This window comes from Winogradskyella sp. PG-2 (assembly GCF_000828715.1).
Taxonomy (GTDB): Bacteria; Bacteroidota; Bacteroidia; order Flavobacteriales; family Flavobacteriaceae; genus Winogradskyella.
In genome coordinates this window covers 3,460,123-3,483,577 of the sequence record NZ_AP014583.1, presented here as the reverse complement: position 1 = coordinate 3,483,577, position 23,455 = coordinate 3,460,123, and the positions used below count along the sequence as shown (strand labels likewise).

18 protein-coding genes are annotated in these 23,455 nt (G+C 30.6%); 2 read left to right on the top strand and 16 right to left on the bottom strand.

Going from position 1 to position 23,455, the window contains the following annotated elements; all coding sequences use genetic code 11:
• Window positions 1-17 precede the first annotated feature (17 nt).
• The 8 genes from WPG_RS15630 to murJ form a co-directional block, all read right to left on the bottom strand.
• Window positions 18-1,151: a glycosyltransferase family 4 protein gene (locus WPG_RS15630; RefSeq protein ID WP_045474376.1), complete on the bottom strand. Its 1,134-nt coding sequence runs from the start codon at window positions 1,149-1,151 to the stop codon at window positions 18-20.
• Window positions 1,152-1,158: 7 nt separating this feature from the next.
• On the bottom strand, window positions 1,159-3,063 hold the full coding sequence (gene asnB / locus WPG_RS15625) for an asparagine synthase (glutamine-hydrolyzing) (protein WP_045474374.1): 1,905 nt from the start codon (window positions 3,061-3,063) through the stop codon (window positions 1,159-1,161).
• A gap of 14 nt (window positions 3,064-3,077) precedes the next feature.
• Window positions 3,078-4,226, bottom strand: coding sequence for a glycosyltransferase (locus WPG_RS15620; RefSeq protein WP_045474372.1), 1,149 nt, complete (start codon window positions 4,224-4,226; stop codon window positions 3,078-3,080).
• Complete coding sequence (locus WPG_RS15615) at window positions 4,227-5,306, bottom strand: glycosyltransferase (protein WP_045474370.1); 1,080 nt, start codon at window positions 5,304-5,306, stop codon at window positions 4,227-4,229.
• A 410-nt stretch (window positions 5,307-5,716) separates the two neighbouring features.
• Window positions 5,717-6,298 carry a serine O-acetyltransferase gene (locus tag WPG_RS15610; RefSeq protein ID WP_045474368.1) on the bottom strand — a complete coding sequence of 194 codons (582 nt, stop codon included), beginning with the start codon at window positions 6,296-6,298 and terminating at the stop codon, window positions 5,717-5,719.
• 112 nt (window positions 6,299-6,410) lie between these two features.
• Window positions 6,411-7,628: an O-antigen ligase family protein gene (locus WPG_RS15605; protein ID WP_045474366.1), complete on the bottom strand. Its 1,218-nt coding sequence runs from the start codon at window positions 7,626-7,628 to the stop codon at window positions 6,411-6,413.
• The gene (locus WPG_RS15600) at window positions 7,628-8,716 is read right to left on the bottom strand and encodes a glycosyltransferase family 4 protein (protein ID WP_045474362.1); all 1,089 of its coding nucleotides are present in this window, start codon (window positions 8,714-8,716) and stop codon (window positions 7,628-7,630) included. The genes WPG_RS15605 and WPG_RS15600 overlap by 1 nt, the downstream gene beginning before the upstream one ends.
• The gene (murJ, locus tag WPG_RS15595; protein ID WP_045474360.1) at window positions 8,713-10,056 is read right to left on the bottom strand and encodes a murein biosynthesis integral membrane protein MurJ; all 1,344 of its coding nucleotides are present in this window, start codon (window positions 10,054-10,056) and stop codon (window positions 8,713-8,715) included. Before murJ ends, WPG_RS15600 begins: the two co-directional genes overlap by 4 nt.
• Window positions 10,057-10,571: 515 nt before the next feature.
• Here murJ and WPG_RS17630 point away from each other — a divergent pair.
• Together WPG_RS17630 and WPG_RS15580 are read left to right on the top strand one after the other, a co-directional pair.
• Window positions 10,572-12,929: an Ig-like domain-containing protein gene (locus WPG_RS17630; RefSeq protein WP_171817198.1), complete on the top strand. Its 2,358-nt coding sequence runs from the start codon at window positions 10,572-10,574 to the stop codon at window positions 12,927-12,929.
• A gap of 80 nt (window positions 12,930-13,009) precedes the next feature.
• Window positions 13,010-16,600, top strand: coding sequence for a T9SS type A sorting domain-containing protein (locus tag WPG_RS15580; RefSeq protein WP_045474358.1), 3,591 nt, complete (start codon window positions 13,010-13,012; stop codon window positions 16,598-16,600).
• 4 nt (window positions 16,601-16,604) lie between these two features.
• Here WPG_RS15580 and WPG_RS15575 read toward each other — a convergent pair whose 3' ends face one another.
• The 8 genes from WPG_RS15575 to tsaE all read right to left on the bottom strand — a co-directional run bounded on the left by WPG_RS15575 (window position 16,605) and on the right by tsaE (window position 23,410).
• Window positions 16,605-17,627 (bottom strand): acyltransferase family protein, encoded by a 1,023-nt coding sequence (locus WPG_RS15575; RefSeq protein ID WP_045474356.1) that lies wholly within the window; start codon window positions 17,625-17,627, stop codon window positions 16,605-16,607.
• Between the two features lie 168 nt (window positions 17,628-17,795).
• Window positions 17,796-19,175, bottom strand: coding sequence for a nucleotide sugar dehydrogenase (locus tag WPG_RS15570; RefSeq protein ID WP_045474353.1), 1,380 nt, complete (start codon window positions 19,173-19,175; stop codon window positions 17,796-17,798).
• Window positions 19,176-19,335: 160 nt separating this feature from the next.
• Window positions 19,336-20,355, bottom strand: a complete 1,020-nt coding sequence (locus tag WPG_RS15565; RefSeq protein WP_045474351.1) for an NAD-dependent epimerase — start codon at window positions 20,353-20,355, stop codon at window positions 19,336-19,338.
• 85 nt (window positions 20,356-20,440) lie between these two features.
• Complete coding sequence (locus WPG_RS15560) at window positions 20,441-20,818, bottom strand: hypothetical protein (protein WP_045474349.1); 378 nt, start codon at window positions 20,816-20,818, stop codon at window positions 20,441-20,443.
• 9 nt (window positions 20,819-20,827) lie between these two features.
• On the bottom strand, window positions 20,828-22,027 hold the full coding sequence (locus WPG_RS15555) for an alanine dehydrogenase (RefSeq protein ID WP_045474346.1): 1,200 nt from the start codon (window positions 22,025-22,027) through the stop codon (window positions 20,828-20,830).
• Window positions 22,028-22,139: 112 nt separating this feature from the next.
• Window positions 22,140-22,673 (bottom strand): hypothetical protein, encoded by a 534-nt coding sequence (locus tag WPG_RS15550; protein WP_231850211.1) that lies wholly within the window; start codon window positions 22,671-22,673, stop codon window positions 22,140-22,142.
• The gene (locus WPG_RS18275; protein ID WP_171817197.1) at window positions 22,636-22,779 is read right to left on the bottom strand and encodes a hypothetical protein; all 144 of its coding nucleotides are present in this window, start codon (window positions 22,777-22,779) and stop codon (window positions 22,636-22,638) included. The genes WPG_RS15550 and WPG_RS18275 overlap by 38 nt, the downstream gene beginning before the upstream one ends.
• A gap of 157 nt (window positions 22,780-22,936) precedes the next feature.
• The gene (tsaE, locus tag WPG_RS15545; RefSeq protein WP_231850210.1) at window positions 22,937-23,410 is read right to left on the bottom strand and encodes a tRNA (adenosine(37)-N6)-threonylcarbamoyltransferase complex ATPase subunit type 1 TsaE; all 474 of its coding nucleotides are present in this window, start codon (window positions 23,408-23,410) and stop codon (window positions 22,937-22,939) included.
• Window positions 23,411-23,455 lie beyond the last annotated feature (45 nt).

The following is a 23,455-nucleotide window of genomic DNA, read 5'->3' as shown; positions in this document are numbered from 1 at the left end:
TATAGGTTTTTTTAAAATTAATTTAGGACACTATTGATTAAATTAATCAAGTCTTTATTTATAATATCGACATCAAATCGTTCTTCGGCATACTTTCTACTGTTTATTCCCATTTCTTTAATTTTATTTGGGTTAGTAATAAAGTACTTCATAGGCTTTACTAAAGCTTCAAGATTTTGAGGTTCTATTAAGAAGCCATTGATGCCATCTTTTACAGATTCTCTACAACCAACAGAATCTGTTGTTATTATTGGGTTTCCGCATGCGCAAGCTTCAAGAGTAGTTCTCGGTAAACCTTCTCTATAGTAGCTTGGTAAAACAAAAATATCTCTATTATGAAGGTGCTCTTCAATATTTCTTTGTTTACCATGAAATACAATAACTCCCTCACTATGTAATTCTTTGAGCTCATCTTCACTAATAGCAGAAGGTGATGTTTCTGGCGCTCCTATTAAGTGAAATTCTGCTTTTGGATATTTAGCTTTCAGTATTTTTGCAGCTTCCATATATAAAGCAATTCCTTTTTCTTTAATCAATCTAGCAACAAGAAGAAAGCTAACTTTCTCTGTGGCATTCTTCTCTTTAAATTTAAATTGATTAAGATTAATACCAGATCCACTTACAAAATCTACGCGTTGATTTTCAGAGATAACTTTTCTATCTAAGAATAATTGATAATCATCTCTATTTTGAAATACGATAACCTTATTTTTTCTAATTGCTAGTTTATAAAGTGTCTCGTTAAAACGTTGTAAGTTTCTTGCCTTCGCGGTTAATCCAGTAAAAGTATATCCTAACCCTGTGATTAAGGAAATAACAGGTGTTTTTGTCATATTTGCTGCTATAGAGCCATAAATAACTGGCTTTACAGTATATGGAAAAACTAAGTCAATTTTATTTTCTTTTATAATAGATTTTAACTCTAGAATTGATTTAAGATCCTTTATAGGATTTAGACCGGTACGTTGCAAATTAAATTCAATAGGTGTCGCTCCCATATCACTAATTTGTTGACGATATGAATCTGTATAGGTGGGAGCAGCTGTAAATACATCAAATCCGTCTGCGATTAAACTTTTTATGAAATCCCCTCTAAATCTAATTAGAGATCCAGCAAAAGATGCTATTAATAATACTCTTTTATTATCCATCTCGCTTTTAGTTTTGCTTTAAGAAATTATATTTATACCACTTTTGGAAACAATAGTAAGACCACACTCTAAATGTGCTATCTTTTTTACTATCCAAATGATCTTTAACCAATTTGGTGACAAAATCTACATTAAATATGCCCTGTGATTTAAGCATATCTGGTTCTATATAGCTTTCTAATTCTTTTCGCAAACTTTGTCTTAACCAATCTCCTGTTGGTGAACCAAATCCACTTTTGCCTTTTTCTAAAAACTCATCAGGAAACTGATCTCTAAAGGCTTCTTTTAAAATATGTTTTTTGTTCCAACCTTTCATTAAGTATTTCTCTGGCAATGTATTGGTAAACTCCCATAAGTCTCTATTAAGAAATGGAGCTCTACATTCTAAAGATGTCATCATACTGGTTCTATCAACTTTTGCAAGCATTCCTCCTTCTAAACTTAAAATTTTATCTACAAGCCTAAAATCTGTTAAGCTTTCAATTTTATTATTGCCTAGAACATCTTTATAATCCTTAAACAAATTAGCTTCATAATAGTCTGGTGATATAATTTCTGATATCTGATTACTAGTATTGGCTAGTGATATAATATCCCAATAGAAATCTCCATTATAATTAATGGCATTTAATAACTTATTAATTTGAAATTTTCTACCACGCTTATCATCTTTATCAATCAAATACTTGTTACTTAAATTAGCAATAGCTTTATGAAGTCCTTTAGGTACTATACTTGTGTACCTTTTATTCATTTTACCAATATAATACTTGTTGTAACCACCAAAAACCTCATCTCCACCATCTCCAGTAAGTGCAACGGTAACGTGCTCTCTAGTTTTTTCTGATAATAGGTGAGTAGGAAGAGCTGCAGTATCTGAAAACGGCTCATCAAAATTGACTAAAATCTCGTGAATATTATTTTTTAAATCATCTTCATCTATAATAAATTCGTGATGATTACTATTTACCATTTCCGCAACAACTCTAGATTTATCTGTCTCATCATAGGACGCTTTTTTAAAACCTATAGAGAATGTATCAATCTTTTTGTCTGTAGATTGAGCTAAACACAATGAAATAATTGACGAGTCTACACCTCCAGATAAAAAAGTACCTAAACCAACATCTGCGATAGATCTACTATCAACACTATTATAGACTAAATCTTTTGTTTTTGCTTTAGCATCTTCAAATGATATATTAATAGCCTTTGGCTTTGGCTCAGCATTAATTTTATGAATTTTAGTATTATGCGATGCTAAATCATATTCTATGTAATGATTAGCTTCTAGTTTAAAAATGTTGTCATATATGGTATGTGGAGCAGGAATGTAAGTTAATCTGAAATAAAGATTTAAACCTTTTTTTGAAATGTTGGGAGTAAAATCAATAGTATTTATAATTGATTTTAATTCTGATGCCCAAATAAATTCCTTGTCAGTATGCGAATAATACAATGGTTTTTCACCAAAAAAGTCTCTTGCAATAAAGAGTTTATTTATGTTTTTATCATATATGCTAAAACCATACATACCATCTAACCACTGAAAAGATTCAACACCATATTTTTCGTAGGCTTTAAGAATTACTTCAGTATCACTAGAAGTGTTGAAATTTACACCTTCGGCTTCTAATTTCGCTTTAAGAATTCTATAGTTGTAAATTTCACCATTAAAGACAATAACAATCTGCTTATCATCAGAGAATATAGGTTGCTTACCAGAAGATAAATCAATAATTGATAATCTTCTCATTCCCATACCGACAGAAAAGGCATCATTTTCTTCAGAAAATAATCCATCTTCATCTGGTCCTCTGTGAATGATAAGATCATTCATTGTATTAAGAATGGAGCTTACTTCAGTCTTATCTCGGTTGGTCTTGGCTATAATGCCATTAATTCCACACATGTCTGCTTATCTTATTAATTCTGTATAAATGTATTGAAATTAGAATATATACTATCTAAATGATATTCCTTAGCTCTAGCTAAACTCAATGCACTATATTTTTCTCTATTTTCTGGATTATTTCTATAAAACTCAAAAGCTTTGCTTAATCCTATATGATCATCATTATTTACTAGGAGCCCATATTTACCAATATAGAATTCACCATTTTTAATATTTACAGTTTCATTTTCGTTTAGTAACTCTAATGGTCCGGATAAACAATTTGTTGATACACAAGGTAAGCCAATTGCCATAGCTTCTAATAAAGCATTTGGAAACCCTTCAGTAAAAGATGATAAAACAAAACAATTGTTATTAAGTAAATACTCATTTACGTTTTTAACTTTTCCTGCCAGGTTTACGTTCTCTTCAAGCTTAAATTTTTTGGTTTCTTCAAATAAATAGTCATGCAAATTTCCACCACCTAAAATCGTAAGCTTATCATCAGTTTTGGCTTCATTTAAAGCTCTAATAATCATAATCTGATTTTTTCGAACGTTTAATGTTCCAGCTGTAATTATATTGAGGGATTTTACTCTTGTATTTAAATCTTTTGAAACTATTATATTTTCTGGTAGTTCAATAGGATTGTAAATAACTTCCATCGGAATTTTAATCCCGAAATTGTCCTTTAAATCTCTATTTATATGTACTGAGTTAGAAAACAATTTATCACATCTATTATAAAAAATAGGATAAAATAGTTTTGATATATAAAGTGACAATTTACTTGAAACGTTATCTGACGGAAAACCACGCTCACTAATTATAGTCTTGATAGATCTATTAAATGTTGCAATAATTCCGTTTATTAGGTTAGGAAAAGCTAAGAAAGAGATAGAAATACTAATCTTTTCTCGTTTTACAAAGCGTTTATATTTAAAGATAAACCTTATAGTATCGATGGCTTTTAAATAAAATGGTCTATCAGGACCCTTATCTGATAGAAAAACGATATTAACTTCTTTTGGTATTGGAAAATGTATAGCGTTGTAGAACAGTACTAAATTAACATTATAATCGCTTTTGAGTGACTTTAATAAGAGGCTTACAACCTTTTCAGCTCCGCCGCTTCCAAGGGAAATACAAAGTATGGTAATATTTTGTTTAGTATTATTCACTTAAGCACTTTTATTTAAAACATTAAAGAATAAAGTCTCATACTGTTGTAAAATCCTTTCTTTATTAAATTTTTGATATACTGAGTCACTAACCTTTTTAGGGTTCCATGTTCTATTCTCGTTGAGTCTTTTCAAAAATTCATCCTTATTATCTACTAAAAAACCATTAATACCATTTTCTACAATTTCTTTAGTTCCACCAGGTGCGTTAAAGGCTATTACTGGTGTGCCAACCACACAACTTTCAAGAAGTGCATTTGGAAAACCCTCTACATAAGAACCTTGCAAGAACATATCATTTTTGGCAATATAATCATTTACTTTATTCGTAAAAGGGATGTGTGTTATACTGCTATCTAGCTTTAATTCCTTTGCCTTTTCAAAGATTTTATCTTTTAAACTGCCATCACCAATAATAGTATATTCAAATGGCGTTTTTAGCATGGAAAGCATTTCTAGAATTCTAATATGGCCTTTTACTTCTGTAAGTCTTCCTACAGTTATATACTTTTTAATTTCACCAAAATCAGTTTTCTGTTTAACTGGGGGTAATTTAGAAATAGGATTGTTTATTACACACACCTTGTCTTTTGGGACTTCAAAATTTGAAACCATATCTTCAGCCATGTCTTGAGATTGACAAATAAGCATGTCTAAATTTTTAAACCCATTCGGTAAAAAATAAGCAGGAGACCATTTTCTTGATTTCTCTTCGTTTTTACGTTTGCTTAAAACTGTAGCTTCTCGACCTATAAATTTTGTATTTTTAAAAAGAGGTGAAATCATTGACATCGCAGTATTTACGTGAGAAATAGAGCTTACAACAACTTCAGGTTTTTGCTTTATGATATATTTAATTATTGAAGGTAAAGCTGTTAATATTCTTGGTTTGTTTAAGTAAACTACATTAACATTACTCACGTCATAAGCTGAGTCTTTTTCGAAACCTGCAACTAATAAAATAGTATCAAACTTGTCCTTATCTATGCTTTGAGCTACAAAAGAAATGACACGCTCAGCACCACCAGCAACAAGTGAAGGAAGTAGAAAGATAATCTTTATTTTACTATGAGTTTTCATTGGGACTTCAGTTAAAGTTTACATTATTGCTTAATAACATGATGAATAATAATTCATTTGAATTAACTTAAATGCAATTAATCTTCTGCCAATTAGAAGAATTACAGATAAACATAGAGTTTATCAAATACTCATTTTTAATGGCTTTAAATGAATACCAATATAAATAAAAAATAGACGTAATTAGTCCAAATAGGATTAGTAGGTTGATGAGCATAATTCAATTTAATTTGGGTTGAAATCATGATTTGGTATGATTTCGAGCGTAAATATGTGTTAACTTATCCGAAAAATCAAAATTTTTCTATAAAATGTATAATAATAAGTATAAATAACATCTAAAATGATTTAAAACAGTAAGATTAAACTGATTATCATGTAGATACAATCTTCAGTTTTTCTATAAACTATCACAGATGCTTGATAATTCTCTTTATATCTATTTCTTTTATCTTTATTGCAGGGTTTCCAGCTAAAAGAACGCCTTTTTCTTCAGATGTTTTGTGAACAACAGCATTTGCACCAATAGCGGTATTATTTGCTACACTGATATTACCATAAATTTTTGCGCCTGGAGCAATATAAATATTATCACCTAATTGAGGAGCTTCTTTTTCTCCACCTGAAGCTCCAATATTTACACATGCATGCATTCTACAATTTTCGCCTACACGAGTTGCACTATTAACTACTATAGTACCATAATGAACAATTGCTAAACCTGGACCAAATACATTAATTGGTATTGAAAACCCCAGCTTTAAAGATATTTTCTTAAACTTAAGCTTTAAATACATAATATAGATTTTGTAAAAGCCTTTATTTTTACAATTAGTATAATACTCAAGTTTCCTTAATGTCTTTTGAAATTTCCAAATTAAGTTTGGTGATAAGAATCCAATAATATTTCCTAAAAAAGACACTTCACCGATTCCAAGAGCTATTTTATCTCTTTCTAAATAATGTTTGTATTCTGAAAGTGTATTAATCATTGATATTCATTTTTTTTTGATACAATCTATTAATGCAAATATGTGAAATTATATTTAACTCAAGTAATTATTTAAAATTAGTAAACAAATATCAGACTCTAATGGAGATTAGCTAATCTTCTGATTCTTGAAAAATATTGGAATAACCTTTATCAACTCTATTATGATCTATTAAATAGCCAGCAAAAACAAATAAAACAATCAAGTATGGTTGATTTATAACACTCTGAAGGCTAATCATAAAAATAAAAAGAACAAACAATATTGAAATTGTAAAAAAGCGTATGTTAGGATGTAAAGTAAATGATCTGAACATATAGCAGAATAGCATAAAAATAAAGAACAAAAATGTAAAAATGCCTGCGTCGACCCATATTCCTACGTAAGTGTTGTGCACCAACTTAGACACTGAAAAATCTACACCATTTCCTATAAAAGGCTTCTCAAAAATGTAGTGAAGAGATTTTTCTATTAAATTTCCTCTACCAGAACTGTCAACTTCATCAAAATTTAAAGTCAGTAAATTAATAATATTTGAAACCTTATCAGTTTGTGCCACAGATAAACCTAATTCATGAATTTTTGATTTGATTGCAAAAATTCCTATATAGAATAATGGGATAATACTTGCAAAAATAAATAGCTTAATACCTGTAAATAATTTGTAATTCATTAAAGTGAATACAATTGTAAAAACAAATAAACCAGTTGTAGAAAATGTTAAAATTAGACTATAAAAAATAGTAAGTAACATTGCAATTTTGAGTAATTTAAATATGAATTTTGATGGTTTAAATAGTTGATTTAAAAATATAAATGCAAAAATACTGGTATGTGCAGCGGCATTTGCATCTCCAGTAATTCCACCAGCACGATCCATCGCCCAACCATGTTCTTCACCTGTATATACATTAATGTTTAGCTTAATCAAAATGATGGTTAGGAAAGAGGATATAACAAAACAGATTGTAATGATCTTAAAGTAGGTTCTGAACTGATTTCTATCACTAAAAAAGAAATAAAACCCAACAAAATAAACAACAGGAACTAAGGTTGCTATTATTGATGTGCTAAACCCAGAAACTCCTATTCCAAGTAATCCAAAACCATAGTATAACATGTAGAATATAAACCATAATTTGTTAGTTCTAGATAAGTGTTTTACTTGGTTTCGAAATAAAAATATACCTAAGAAAATCAATAAAAGGTTAAAATAAGCTATTATTTGTGCATACACAGGTGAGACAAATTTAGATACAGTACCTTGTAAGTTTAAGCAACTACTTACAACTGGGAAATAAAAGCATATTGAAACAATTAGCTTGTTCATTAGATATTCGCTATTTTATTAAATAGAGCTTCATAACGTTTAGTTACGTTGTCAATATTATATTTGTCAAGTGATTTTATACCTTCTTCAGATAATTCTTTTCGTAACCCCTTACTGCTTAAAAGTTCTCTCAAACCATTTTGCATTTTTAACATATTTTGATCTTCAATGAGTAAGCCATTTTTATTGTTTTCAATAATATCAGAAGGACCAGTTTTACAATCATAAGCAATACATGCCATACCTTGGGACATAGCTTCTAATAATACCATAGGCAAACCTTCAAATCTAGATGAAAGTATAAAAATAGAGGATTGATTCATAACTTCAGAAACATTCGTAATAAAACCCGTAAATACAATTTTATCCAAAATATTATTCTCTTCAGCTAACTTAGTTAAGTGTTTTAAACCTTTTTCACCAGCACCAGCAATTTTCAATTCCCAATTAGGATGCTCATTAAATATGGGTACCATTAGCTCAATTAAATTATCAAGTCCTTTATGATTATATCGATCTAAATTGCCTACGGCCAATATGGTCTTTTTTCTATAGTGAGAGTTATCCGCAATTGGTGTAAAACTGCAAGGATTTGGCATTACATATACATTAGCACCATAATTTTCATAATAATCTATGTCAAATGATGTTAAGACAGTAATGACATCTGCCTTTTTATAGATATATTTTTTAGTGAAATTAGTAATGCGTTTGCGACCTTTCATAAATCTTAAGTGAGAATTATGTTCTTGCGCAATAATTTTTATAGAAAAAAGCTTAGCTACTATAATAGTGATAAGGTTTGTTAAGGTTATAAAGGATACAATTACATCTGGTCTGTTAGACTTAGTTTTATAATATCTTGATAAATTAATAACACTCCTTAGTGTATGGCTTGGCAAATGTTGAACACGCTTTAGTTTTACTTTATTTATGGCAGGATTTAGCTCATACTTTTCTTTACCTTCAAAAAGTGTAATAACAGATATCTGATTATTAGGATTTTTAGCTAAGCTATTTACCATAAGTGTAAGAACACGTTCAGCTCCACCACCTCCTAAAGTTGAAATTATAAAATCTACCTTCATGTACTCAATTTTTTATACTGTCTATAAGTGAAACCAAAGTAAAAACAACTACTAATTATTAAGACTAAAGTTGTACTTAAGGCTAAACCAAAAACTCCATATTCTTTAATAAGAATAATATTCAATATAATATTTACGACAAGGTTTACAAAAGAAATTTTTGCCATAAATCTATTTTTATTAATACTAGTTAAGAACTTTACAATAATTAATGTGCATAAATAAAAAGGCACATTAGCAAGTAAAATTTTCTGTATTGTAGAAACTTTAATAGTATCTTGATGAGTAAACTCATTTCGTTCTAACCACATTTGAACAATCCAATCCGAAAAGAAAATTCCAATGATTATAACAATTATACCAATAGTCACAACTAATTTTAAGACTTTAAAAAGATAATGATAAGCAGATTTTAAATCCTCATTAACAAGTCTAGAAAAGTGCGGTAACAAAACACTACCTATTGCCATAATAACTATGGTTACTCCAAATGCAGGAATTCTATTGCCATAATTTAATGCAGCAATAGAACCAACGATTAATTGTCCAGCAAAAAATTGATCTATAAAACTATTCATGCTAGATAAAAAGCTAGATGTAATTTTTGGCGGGAGTTGTTTTAACATCATCTTAGAATTTGTATTCATAGATGGTCTGCTTAAAGATAAATCTCTATTATTTATAGAAATTACTACTAGGAAAGTGAATCCAATAATACTGCCGGCTAAGGTTCCATATGCTAAGACTAAATTTCCTAATTCTTCTTTTAAAAAGAATAAAAAGAGTAGCATTGTTACTAAAGGGAATAGTTGTGATATGTTGGCTATAAAAAATCGGTCTTCAATTTCCATTAGACCTGCTATAACAGAAGAAAATCCCCAAAAAACAAGACAAGGTAGAATAATGTATAATTGTTTTTTTACAAGTTGATAATAGCTTTCTGAATGACCTGGATATACACTGTCTAAGAAAAGATCGATAAACAAAAAAGCAAGAATAATTGAAAGAATTGAAACTCCCAATGTCATTAAAAAAATTACAGATTGGAAACTTGACCTATTACCATTATTCTTGAGTTCAGTAATATAGTTGGGAATAAATAAATGCTTTAAAGAATTTAAAAATACACTTTGAACAAATGTAGGTACCAGTATAGCTACCAAAAATGTATCCAATACTTCAGATAATCCAAAAGTACTTGCAATAATTGTTTCTTTATAAAAAGCAAGTGCCTTAACAAAAAAGGTAATGGCTGCAACCGTAACCATACTTTTTATTAATGGATTACTTAAGGCAACTTTAATCTTACTTATGATAGCTTTTATATCAAAGAATGGCATTGTAGATTATTGACGTTTTTAATAAACCAATAAAGGTTTAGTACATATTTATATTTTGTCAGATATAATTAAACTGACAAAATAATGATTTGGGTTAAATAATTTGAGAGCAAATATGTACAAAAGAACTCAATAAAAGTATATTTTTAAGTTAATAAGATAAAATTACCGTTGTTTTCCTAATATTTCTTTATAATTATTATTTAGTTAATACATTGATTTTTAAATAATCCAAAAGTCATGGTTATATTTAATTGAGAATTTAACTAAATAATTTCAAGACTCAGCATCCAACATATGCCTTATTATCGTATATAAATAGAAATAGAGACATCTAGTTTGTATAAATGGTAAATTTCTTACAAATTAAATCTTTTAATCGAATAATTATGGTTTTAGTCTTTTATTTATGAAATTATTCTCTAGTTTAGACACCTGAAATAAAAAATGAGTAACCCAAGTCACTCATAACTTTTTTAGCCCTTATGACAACCTACAGCAAACCTACTAATGCTTTGAAAAAAGTATTATGCATTTTTATTATAATTTTCTCCTGCCAGGTTATTTTAGCTCAACAGTTAGCATTTCCTAGTGCTTATGGAGCTGGCGCTTATGCTTCAGGTGGTAGAGGTGGTGTAGTTGTTCATGTAACTAATTTAAATAATAGCGGACCAGGTAGTTTTAGAGAGGCTGTTACTATGACAGTACCTAGAACCATTGTATTTGATGTAAGTGGTGTTATCAATTTATCATCGCTACTTTATATTAATAATACAAATAATGATCTAACCATTGCTGGTCAAACGGCCCCAGAAGGAGGTATAACGATTGCAGGTGATAGATTTTACTTGCATAATGCTAGCAACATTATTGTAAGGCATATTAGATTTAAGGGTGGCGTAACAGCAGATACCAATCCAAATGCTAATGATAATTTGGGTAACGATTCTTTCTCAGCTGTTTCAAGTATTACAAACCAGATATTTGATCATTGTAGTTTTGCATTTGGTGCTGATGAATGTGCGAGTTGGTATAGTACTGGAAATGGGGATGAAGTAAATAATGTTACAATACAGAATTGTTTTTTTGCGGAAAGTATTAAAGGCTCTATAATTGGTAAGCAATCTGGTACATCAGGAACACCACCTACAATATCTTTTATTTCTAATTTATTTTACAATTCTGGATATAGATTTCCTAATATATCTGGTGATAATGCTAGAATTGATATAATTAATAATGTTGTATGGAATTCAGATGGAAGATTAATTAGAGGTAATGGTAGTTTCGATTTAAATCATATCGGCAATTATTATAATTACGGAAATACACTGTTACAAGATAAGAGTTTGAATGTATTTAGATTTGGAACAATACCTCAAATTTTCACATCAGATAATCTCATAGTAGCTGCAAATATTAGTAACAATAACTTATCCAATACTGTTTCTAATATCAATGCCAATAATAAATTAACTTGGAAATTCTTTTTAGACGGTGGAGGATACAACTATGGAGACCAATTACCATATAATTACTTTACAGACGATCAACACCAATTATTAGGTAGGTCAGTGCCATTACTTACAGGAGATGAATCTCGAATTTTGATACCTGATAATGCAGGATGTAATGCCAGATTGAATGAGGATGGTAATGTAAGTGATAACAGAGATATATTAGATGCAAATTGGATTAGCCAGGTTAATGCAGGGAATTTTTTAACCAAACTACCTATATCTCAATATGTAGTTCCTGCAATAGTATCCCGATCAAGACCTTCAAATTTTTATATAAACAACTTACATATTCCTGAGGCATGGTATAATGCAAATGTTCCCAATGGTGAGGATCATAATAGTATTGCGCCTAGCGGTTACACATGGTTAGAAGAATATCTTAATCAGGTTGATTCAAATAGTATAGTTAGTATAGCTGTAGAATCTGTGGAAATTTCACCAGAAACAGCAACTTTAAATGTTCCTGAGATACAAACTCTTAATAGAACATTTTTCCCGGAAGATGCAACAAATACTAATGGAGTATGGTCATCAAATAATGAGGCTGTTGCAACTGTAAGTTCTGATGGAACAGTTAGTTCAATTTCTGAAGGTGAAGCGACTATTACATTTACTACAAATGATGGAGGTTTTACAGATGAAGCTATTATCACAGTTACAAATATTATAATCCCATTAGAATCAGTAACTATTACACCTAGTGCACCTATTTTAGATTTAGGTGAGCATTTACAATTAACTACAGAGTTTTTTCCTGCTAATACATCTGATGTGTCTGGGACATGGACGAGTAGTGATGAGTTTATTGTTACAGTTAGTGAAAGTGGTTTAATAAGTTCAGTTAATGAGGGACAAGCAGATATTTCTTTTATAGTAAATGATGGAGGTATTACTCAAAGTGTTACAGTTAATGTGATTGATAATTTCTACGGTACATATTTTCTTTACAATGCAGATACAGATATTTTAATTCAAAATATAGAAGGTGATGCATCAATCAATTTAACTGATGAAGGAGATCAAATTAATTTTAGAAGTATTCCAGAAGGTGGTGATGATAACCCAGATGTGGAAAGCGTTAAAATTACATGGACTGGTCCTGAAAATGGAACATGGATTGAAAGCTTCCCTTTGTATGCTGGTCTTCCAGGTGGACATGTTGATTTAGATTTTGAACCTTATACTGTTGTAGAAGGAACTTATACATTTACAATTACTTATTATAGTGATAATGGAGCTTCTGGTGATGTTGTTGCCATAGATAGATTCTCTTTAGGTTTTTTTTTAACATATTACCTACAGCTGATGCAGGTGCAGATCAAGTTATATGCGAAAATGAATCTGCAACTTTAACTGCTACTGATGGCCCTAACTATTTATGGAATAATGGAGAAACTACTGCTACTATAGAAGTTACACCATTAGTCACAACAATGTATACAGTTTCTGTATATGATGATTTAGGAAATTTTGATGAAGATAGTGTTACAGTAATAGTAAATCCTAATCCTATAGCTGATCTTGGTATTGATCAAACAATTTGCCAAGGTGAAACCATAACATTAACTGCTGATGGTGGAACCTCCTATTTATGGAGTACTGGAGAAATTACAGATTCTATAGAAGTTAGTCCAATTGTTGAGACAACTTATGATGTAGAAGTAATTTCAAATGGTTGCTCAAGTACAGATAGTATTACTGTTTTTGTAAACGAAGCTCCTAATATTACTGTCAGTGATGATATTGTAATCGTTATTGGTGATTCAACAACACTTGCTGTAAATGGGAGTGATAATTACCTATGGAGCACAGGTGAGACTACAGCTTTTATAAATGTAAATCCCACAGATACTACTACATATACAGTTAGTTCTCTAGGAGCAACAGGGTGTACAACCATATTAGAAGTTACGGTAATTGTAATCCCAGAAGTCATTGCAGATGCTGGTTCAGATACTACAATATGTAGAGATGAAATCGTGACTCTAGCTGCAAGTGGTGGTGGTACATATTTATGGAACACAGGTGAAACAACTGCAGAATTAGTGGTTAGTCCTTTAGTAACTACGACTTATACTGTAACTGTTGAAGATGATTATGGATATGCGGATACAGATAGTGTAACGATTACAGTAAATGAAACTCCAGATATTACAGTAAGTAACGATGTTGTTATTGTAGAGGGGGAATCTACAACTCTTATAGCTTCTGGAGGCGATAATTACTTATGGAACACAGGTGATTCAACTGCAAGTTTGATAGTAAGTCCAATGGTAACAACTACATATTCAGTTATCTCAGTTGCAGATGGTGGATGTGCAGATATAGAACAGGTCACAGTAACAGTAATACCAGAAGTTATAGCATATGCAGGTGAGGATATTACAATATGTAGCGGTGAAATAGTGACTTTAACTGCTACTGGTGGAGGAACTTACCTTTGGAATACTGGTGAAACTGTATCTCAGTTTGATGTTGTTCCGTTAATTACAACTACTTATGATGTAACTGTTGAAGATGACTATGGATATACAGATACTGATAGTATTACCATTACGGTAAATCAAACCCTAGATATTACAGTTAGTAATGATATTATGATAATAGATGGAGAATCTACAACTCTTGTAGCTTCTGGAGGTGATAATTATCAATGGAGTACAAGTGAGACAACAGCGTCAATAATTGTAAGTCCAACAATAACAACAACATATTCAGTAACATCTCTAGGTGCAAGTGGCTGTAATGACACAGAACAGATCACAGTAACTGTAATACCAGAAGTTATTGCTTATGCAGGTGAGGACATCACTATTTGTAGTGGTGAAATAGTGACTTTAAATGCGACAGGTGGAGGAACTTATCTCTGGAATTCAGGAGATACAACATCGCAAATTGAAGTTACACCATTAACTACAACAACATATATAATAACCGTTGAAGATGATTATGGAAATACGGACACTGATAGTGTAACAATTACAGTTAACCAAACTCCAAGTATAACTGTTAATGATGATGTTACTATAATGAATGGCCAATCTGCTACACTTAATGTCAGCGGAAGTGATAATTACGAGTGGAGTACAGGAGAAACAACCGAAACTATAGTTGTTAGTCCAACAGATACTACAACTTATACTGTATTATCTCTTGGTGAAGGTGGTTGTAATGATTTAGAAGAAGTAACTGTAACTGTGGTTCCAGAATTGATTGCTAATGCAGGTGCTGATCAAGAAATCTGTAATGGTGAAAGTATTACTTTAAGTGCTTCAGGAGGAATTATATATACTTGGAATACTGGCGAAACCAGTCAACAAATATTAGTAAGTCCAACTGTAACTACAACTTATATAGTTGTCGCTGAGGATGGTTTTGGAAATTCAGATACTGATAGTGTTAAAATCACTGTAAATGAAGTGCCAAACGTTACAGCAAGTGATGATATTATTATTATGGATGGAGAATCCACAACAATTAGTGCTATTGGTGGTAACAATTATCAATGGGATACAGGTGAAACAAGCGCCTCAATAACAGTTAGCCCAAGTGCAACAACAATATATACTGTAAGTACAATTGGAGTAGGTGGTTGTGAAGATACAGATCAAGTTACAGTAACAGTTATACCAGAATTAATTGCTAATGCAGGTGATGATGTGACAATATGTAGGGGTGATAGCGTTATTTTGAACGCAACTGGAGGTGAAACTTATCTTTGGAATACTGGTGAAACAACATCTCAAATAGAAGTAAGTCCAATAATAACAACGACATATACAATTACTGTAGAGAATGCATTAGGATATACAGATACTGATGATGTAACTATTACAGTAAATGAAACTCCTAACGTTACAGTAAGTCAGAATATTACAATTACAGAGGGTGAAAGTACAAGTTTAGTTGCTAATGGAGCAGAAACATATATATGGAATAATGGGTCTACGTTTAGCACCATTGTTGTTAGTCCAACACAAACCACAACATATATGGTAATTGGTACTTCTGCAAATTCATGTACAGCAGAAGCTCAAGTTACAGTAACAGTAGAAGAACCATTCTTTGCTTCAGCTGGTCAAGATGAACGAGTTTGTAGTGATGATATTTATGAAGTTACTTTAACAGCAACTCAAGGTGATAGTTATTTGTGGAGTACAGGAGAAACAACTCAAACTATAGTTGTCAGTCCTCTATCTACAACAACTTATATTGTTACAGTAACACAAGGTGCTCAAGAAGACACTGATGATGTCACTGTGTATGTAGATCCTAATCCTGAAGTAGTTATTATTAATGGTGATAGTGTAGATATAATGAATGGTGATTTTATTACATTATCTGCAATTGGTGCAAATACATACGAATGGAATAATGGAGCTACACAACCAAATATTGCAGTTAGCCCATCAACTACTACTACATATGAAGTGAAAGGTTATGTAGGTGATTGTTATGATGAAAAACAAGTAACTGTAAATGTCATTCCAAGTGTAGAAGCGGATGCTGGAGAAGATGTAGTAATTTGCTTAGATGAAGTAGCGACTTTAACAGCAACTGGTGGTGATGAATACGAATGGAGTACTGGTGAGACAACTCAAACTATACAAGTATCTCCAACCGTTACAACACAATATACGGTTACAGTATTTAATGCCTTGGATTTTGATGAAGATAGCATAATTGTAGAAGTAGATACTGATTGTGAAGATGATGAAGATGACGAAGAAGATGATGAGGAGGAAGTTCCAAATACTGATGATCCATTGGATTTTGATTTTAAAATATTCCCGAATCCAGCTTCAGATATAGTAAACGTTAAGCTTTCTGGATCAATTAACTTAACTAAAATTTATCTATACGATATCACAGGAAAGCTAATCTATAAGTCTAGAGTTTCTAATGAAAATCTAGGCATGTCTTCAACAACAGAAATTGATGTAAGTAAACTACTTCCTGGTATATATTACATTAAAATGGTAGATATCTATAAAGAGATATCAGAGAAGTTAATTATACAATAAATAATTAAGAACCAATAAGTGCTCTACCAATCTTTAACTTCATTAAAAGATGTCCTAAAAAGAGTGAAATCCCCATTGATAAAATAAAGGCTAAAGAAATTGCCCAAATTATTGGTAATTGCTGTACAAGAACAAATGTGAAAAACACTTTCAATAAAGGCTCATGTATTAAATACAAATAATAACTATTGTGATTAATAAATGAAACGGTAGGATTAATTTTATTCACAAACCCTTTATACTTTGTAGTTATAACATTTAAAAAACCATAAATAAAGCATAAGGATAATACACTTAGAACTACTAAAACTTGATTAATTCCGAATAAAACATATTTGTTTTCAAACGATTTTAAGGCATAAAAATATACACTAAAAATCACAAGATGTGTAAGGAATATAATGAGTACTTTACCTTTTAAATAATTTAATATTTCGCTAGAATATTTATTAAATAGGTTACCCATTTGGAAGAAAATAAAATATTTACAAACAAGTCCTAGTGGCTGTAGATTAATATAATTTACTGGTAAGACTATAAAGTATAAAGCCACTCCTAAAAGAAGGCTAAAGATATAATGCTTTTGTAAAAATTTCTCAAAGTTATAGTATAAGAGAAACATTACAAACATCATTAAGAGAAACCATAAATGCCCTGTTCCTTTCCATAAATATGACAAAAAAGAAAGTATGGAATCATAGTCTAATAAAAAATAAATATATATTGGTGCTAATATTAAATAGGGTATAATAAGACGTCGAGATTTTTTCTTAAACATTGTTTTATAATCTCCATACTTACCATAATTATTTCGTAAAAAATAATAAATATAGCCAGAGATAAAAACAAAAAGAGGCATTGAAATAGTAGAAATATATCTTCCTAAACAGTCAGCAATAACATTATATTCATAATATTTACTGACATCCCAACTATTTCTAAAAGGAGAAAAAGAATGTCTAAGAACCACTAAAGAGATACCAACAGCTCTAAGCAAATTCATATGATTTAAATTTTTATTTGACATACTAATTGTTCTCTATTTTGTTAGTGTTTAGAAGTATTTTATTTGAGAGAATAAAACACGAGTATATTTCAATCCAAATGACTTAGGATTAAAATTACCAATTAAAAATGGATTGAAATATGCTAGTGCTGTATAAAGACCTTAAGGTCCTATTTTATGAATGTTATTTTACTTACCTATAGATGAATATTCAAATCCAATAGATTCCATTGCATCTTTATTAAGTATATTTCTACCATCAAAAATAAATGCAGGCTTTTTCATTTGGCTATAAATCTTCTTCCAATCGTAAGATTTAAATTCATCCCATTCTGTCATAATAGCAATAGCATGAGCATCTTTTGTAGCTTCATATGGATCTTCAAATGAGGTCATAAGTGATTTGTTTTCTTCTTCCGATCTTGTGTTTAGATAATTAAGATCTGCTTGAGTTTTCTTTTCAGAAACTTTGGGGTCGTATACTGCTATTTGTGCTTGTTCACTTAATAAATGATCTGCAACATATATAGCTGCTGACTCTCTAGTGTCATTAGTATCTTTCTTAAATGCCCAACCTAACATAGCAATTTTTTTACCCGAAACAGTATTATATAAAGTGCTTATTAAATTGTCTGAGAAACGTCTTTTTTGATGATCATTTAAAATAATTACCTGTTCCCAATAATCTGCAACGGCATTTAGTCCATAGCTTCTCGCTATATACACAAGGTTTAAAATATCTTTTTGAAAACAAGAACCACCAAAACCAATTGAAGCATTTAAAAATTTAGAACCAATTCTTGAGTCCATTCCAATTGCTCTAGCTACTTCACTAACATCTGCTTCTGTATGTTCACATAGCTCTGAAATTGCATTAATAGAAGAAATTCTCTGTGCTAAAAACGCATTAGCTGTAAGCTTTGATAATTCAGAAGACCAAACATTAGTTCGTAAAATGCGATCTTGTGAAACCCAACTTCCGTAAATATTAGCTAAACTCTCTATAGCAGATTCAGATTCACCACCAATTAAAACACGATCGGGATTTAATAAATCTTGTATTGCTGTACCTTCTGCTAAAAATTCTGGGTTGGATAAGATTTCAAAATTAACATTACTACCAGTATTATGTAATATACTCTTTATAGCTTGAGCCGTTCTTACAGGTAATGTTGATTTTTCTACTACAATCTTATCTGTGGTAGCTACTTCTGCGATGTTACGTGCACAAAGCTCAACATATTTTAAATCTGCAGCCATTCCTTTACCCTTTCCATAAGTTTTGGTTGGGGTATTTACTGAAATAAAAATCATTTCAGATTCATCAATAGCTTTATCTATTTCTGTTGAGAAAAATAGGTTTTTACCTCTAGTTTCTTCAACTATTTCTGCTAAACCAGGTTCGTAGATAGGTAATTTAGAGACATCAGCATCATTCCAAGCATCTATACGTTCTTGGTTAATGTCTACAATAGTAACTTTTATATTTGGATTCTTTTTTGCAATCACGGCCATAGTTGGTCCTCCAACATATCCCGCTCCAATACAACAAATCTTTGTAATAGTCATAGTTTTAAGTTTATTTGATTTGGGTTTATTATTTTAAACGACGCAAATTTGTGCGAAAAAATCTAATTTATCATAAATTATTATACTAACGACATGTTTTTACGATAAACTTCATGCACTATCAAAAAGAAACATAAACTATCGGTAAAATACTGTAATATTAATTGTAATATGCTTTAAACCAATCTATAAAAGATTTAACACCATCTTTTATAGAAGTATTAGGGCGATAATCATAATCCTTAATCAATTCATCTACATCTGCCCAAGTACGTTCTACATCTCCTGGTTGTATTGGTAGCATTTTTTTAGTTGCTTCTTTGTCTAAATTAAATTCTATTTCCTTAATAAAATCTAATAGTTTTACAGAATTATTGTTGCCTATATTATAAACTTTATAATAGTCATTATTATCGATTCTAGTTTTTGTAGACTTTTCAATAATTCTAACAACACCTTCAACGATATCATCTATATATGTAAAATCACGCTCCATTTTACCATGATTAAACACTTTTATTGGTCTATCATTTATAATAGCATCTGTAAACAAGAACATGGCCATATCTGGTCTTCCCCAAGGCCCATAAACGGTAAAAAATCTTAAACCTGTTGTAGGATTTTTAAACAAATGACTATAGGTGTGTGCCATTAACTCGTTACTCTTTTTCGTGGCAGCGTATAAACTTATAGGGTGATCTACATTATCATCTGTAGAAAATGGTATTTTTTCATTAAGACCATAAACACTTGAGCTACTTGCATAAACTAAATGCTCAATATTATTATGTCTACAGCATTCTAAAATATTAAGGAAACCTACCAAGTTTGAATCTACATAAGTTTCAGGGTTTTCTAAGCTATAGCGAACACCAGCTTGAGCAGCTAGATTACATACAATATCAAAGTTTTCACTTTTAAATAATTTGGGAAGTTCCTCTCTGTTTTCTAGATTCATTCTTATAAACGAAAATTGATCATTCTCGCTTTTACAAATTGTATTAAATACTTCAGCGTCATTTCTGTTGACTCCGAGTTCTTTTAATCTAGAAAACTTTAAGTTAACATCATAATAATCATTAATATTATCTAGTCCAACAACCGTATGTCCCTTTGATGATAGTACTTGAGACACATAAAATCCAATAAAACCTGCAGCACCTGTTACTAATACTTTCATACTATAGTATTTACAATTTTAATATTGACCTCAAAGATGAAGATTTAGATTGAAATGTCTAAATTTTTGCATCAATTAATTAAAATTAATTCTTAGAATAATTGATTTTTAATAGTGTAGCTAGAGAATCACAATTTTTTACTGTAAGTTCCATCTCTTGTTCTTTGTAACTATTTTCAATAATATATACGTTACAGGAATCTAAATTTGTAATGCTTTCAGAAAAATCAACATTTCCAAATTTGACTAAATTTATAATTGTTATAGAGTCGAGATCATGATTGTTTATAAAATTTGAAGCCTCCTTAGAATAAGCAATGGGCTTAGAGCTAATGTTTTTTACTGTTCTTGCATTAGGACTATAATCGCAAGATGCATCCTTTCCATTAAGAAAAAACATTAAAATAATTAGACCAATAGCAAAACCTCCAAGATAATAACCTAAACGCTGGGTAAATTTCATTTAAAATAATTAGAAAATTAATAGATTAGCATCATTATAATCTAGACCAAACCATTCGGCTACAGATTTATTGGTTAAAATGCCGTGGTAAAAATACAACCCATTTTTCAATCCCCGATCAAAACGAAGTGCATTTTCTAGACCACCATATTCACCGATTTCTAATAAGTAAGGGGTGAATATATTACTAATTGAAACTGAGGCAGTTCTAGAATAGCGTGCAGGTATATTGGGAACACAATAATGAATCACTCCATTGTGCTCAAAAGTTGGATGGTCGTGTGTGGTAACTTCACTAGTTTCAAAACAGCCTCCCATATCAATACTTACATCTATAATTACGGAACCTCTTTTCATATTATCAACCATAGCTTCAGTGACTATAACTGGTGATCGGTTAGTTCCTCTCACTGCACCAATAGCAATGTCGCAACGTTTCAAGGCTTTTAAAAGATTCTTTGGTTGCATAGTAGATGTATAGATGGTGCGTCCTAAATTATTCTGAATACAGCGCAACTTGGTAATAGAACTATCAAATACTTTTACATTTGCTCCTAATCCAATAGCAGAACGTGCAGCAAATTCACCAACTGTACCTGCACCAAGAATTAAGACTTCTGTTGGTGGAACTCCATTAATATTGCCCATCATTAAACCGTTGCCACCATTGACATTAGAGAGTAATTCAGATGCAATTAATATAGAGGCTGTACCTGCAATTTCGCTTAGTGAGCGTACAGCAGGATAAGCACCATCTTCATCTTTAATATATTCAAAGGCTAAAGCAGTAATTCTTTTTTTAGCTAAAGCTTCAAAATAGGCTTTACTTTGTGTTTTAATCTGTAAAGCAGATATTAATATAGTTTGCGGATTGATGAGAGAAATTTCATCAATTGAAGGTGGTTCTACTTTAAGTATAATAGGGCAGGAGTATACTTTTGCTGTATCCTTGGTAACTTCTGCACCAGCCTCGCTATAATCTTTATCTTTAAAGTTTGCACCTTCACCTGCACTAGACTCTAATAAAACACGATGACCATTGGCTGTTAATGCCGAAACTGCATCTGGTGTTAGACAAACACGTTTTTCTTGAAAATGAGTTTCTTTTGGTATACCTATAAAAAGTTCACCTTTTTGCTTAAGAATTTCTAAAGTTTCTTCTTGAGGTAATAATTGAGCTTTGGTAAATGGTGATAAAGATTTACTCATGTATGTTAGTTAATTAGTAAGTAATTGCAATATAACAAAACGTTATAAATTAAAACCAAAATTAATCTAACTTCAAATTACGAATAATATTCTAAATAAGTAAAAAGACGTTCTAAAAATACTGACTAACCTTTCCCCAAATAGTTTTAGGTTTAATCATAAACTCCTCTTCGAGCTCTTCCATAGTTTTATCAGCATCATTTATTTTATTAAACATTTTTGCTCTTATTAAATAAATTGAAGGGAATACAATTGCCATGATTGGTACAAACCATACTATATCAGCTACATCTAAATATCTAGCATCAAAATTTAAAGACACAATGCATTGGTATGAAAACATAGTGATTGGAACTAAAAGAGCGTGATACCACCAATGTTTACATGTAAAAAACCATACGAAAGATAATAAAAGTGGAATGACTTTCATAGCAAAAACCCACATTGCTACATTAGCGCTGCCATATTGAAGACTTCTATATTGACCAAAGATAGTGTCCCATTCTTGAGTGTCTGGAGCGAATTCGTATAGGTAAAATAAAAAGGGAGTAGCTGCAACAAATGTTGCAACTATACTCCCTAAAAATATCTTTTTATTATAAGATTTTTTATCCTGCTGGTGGAACTTTAAGTTTTCTTTTGTCAACTTGTGTTGTAACTTCTCCATTTAAGTCAATAATGTTAGTTGCTTGTACAGTAAATAACATTCCTCCGAAGATCGCTACAGCTAGGATTATTTTTTTTGCTTTCATAATTCAAGGGATTTAATTAATTAATTATTACAAATGTATAGCGCATAAAGCGTGTGTAAAAATCAACTTGTGTTAAAATCCAAGAATTTTTGAGGTTTCTATTACGGTTTTCCCGTAACTAGCTTACTACCTAAAGAGAATGTTAATGAAATTTTGTTTAAAATTTCGGTTCTGTCATAGCAATAGTTTTGGTTAAATTTTCTGTTTCTATGGTTAATTTGAGGGATCTTTTATTTACGTTTAAGTCTTCTATAGTAATAGTTTGAGCATTTTCTGGTAATAATTCTTTAACTCGCTCAGGCCATTCTATAAACATCCAATTATTAGTATTAAAATAATCTTCTATACCAAGGTTATAAGCTTCATCTATAGATTCTATTCGATAGAAATCAAAATGATAAACTTTATCATTTAAGAGCTTATATTCATTTACAATAGAAAATGTTGGGCTAGTCGCTGTATCTTCACTATGCATTTCCTTTAATAACGCATTAATAAAAGTTGTTTTGCCAGCTCCCATCTCTCCATAAAACAAAATGATTTTAGAGTTTAAATGTTCTAAAACACTACTTGCGATATAATCAATGTTTTCCAAATTATATGTAAACTCAATAGCTTTCACTATAATCATCTGTAAATTAGAATACAAAGTTAATAATAAAAACTGGGATATCCT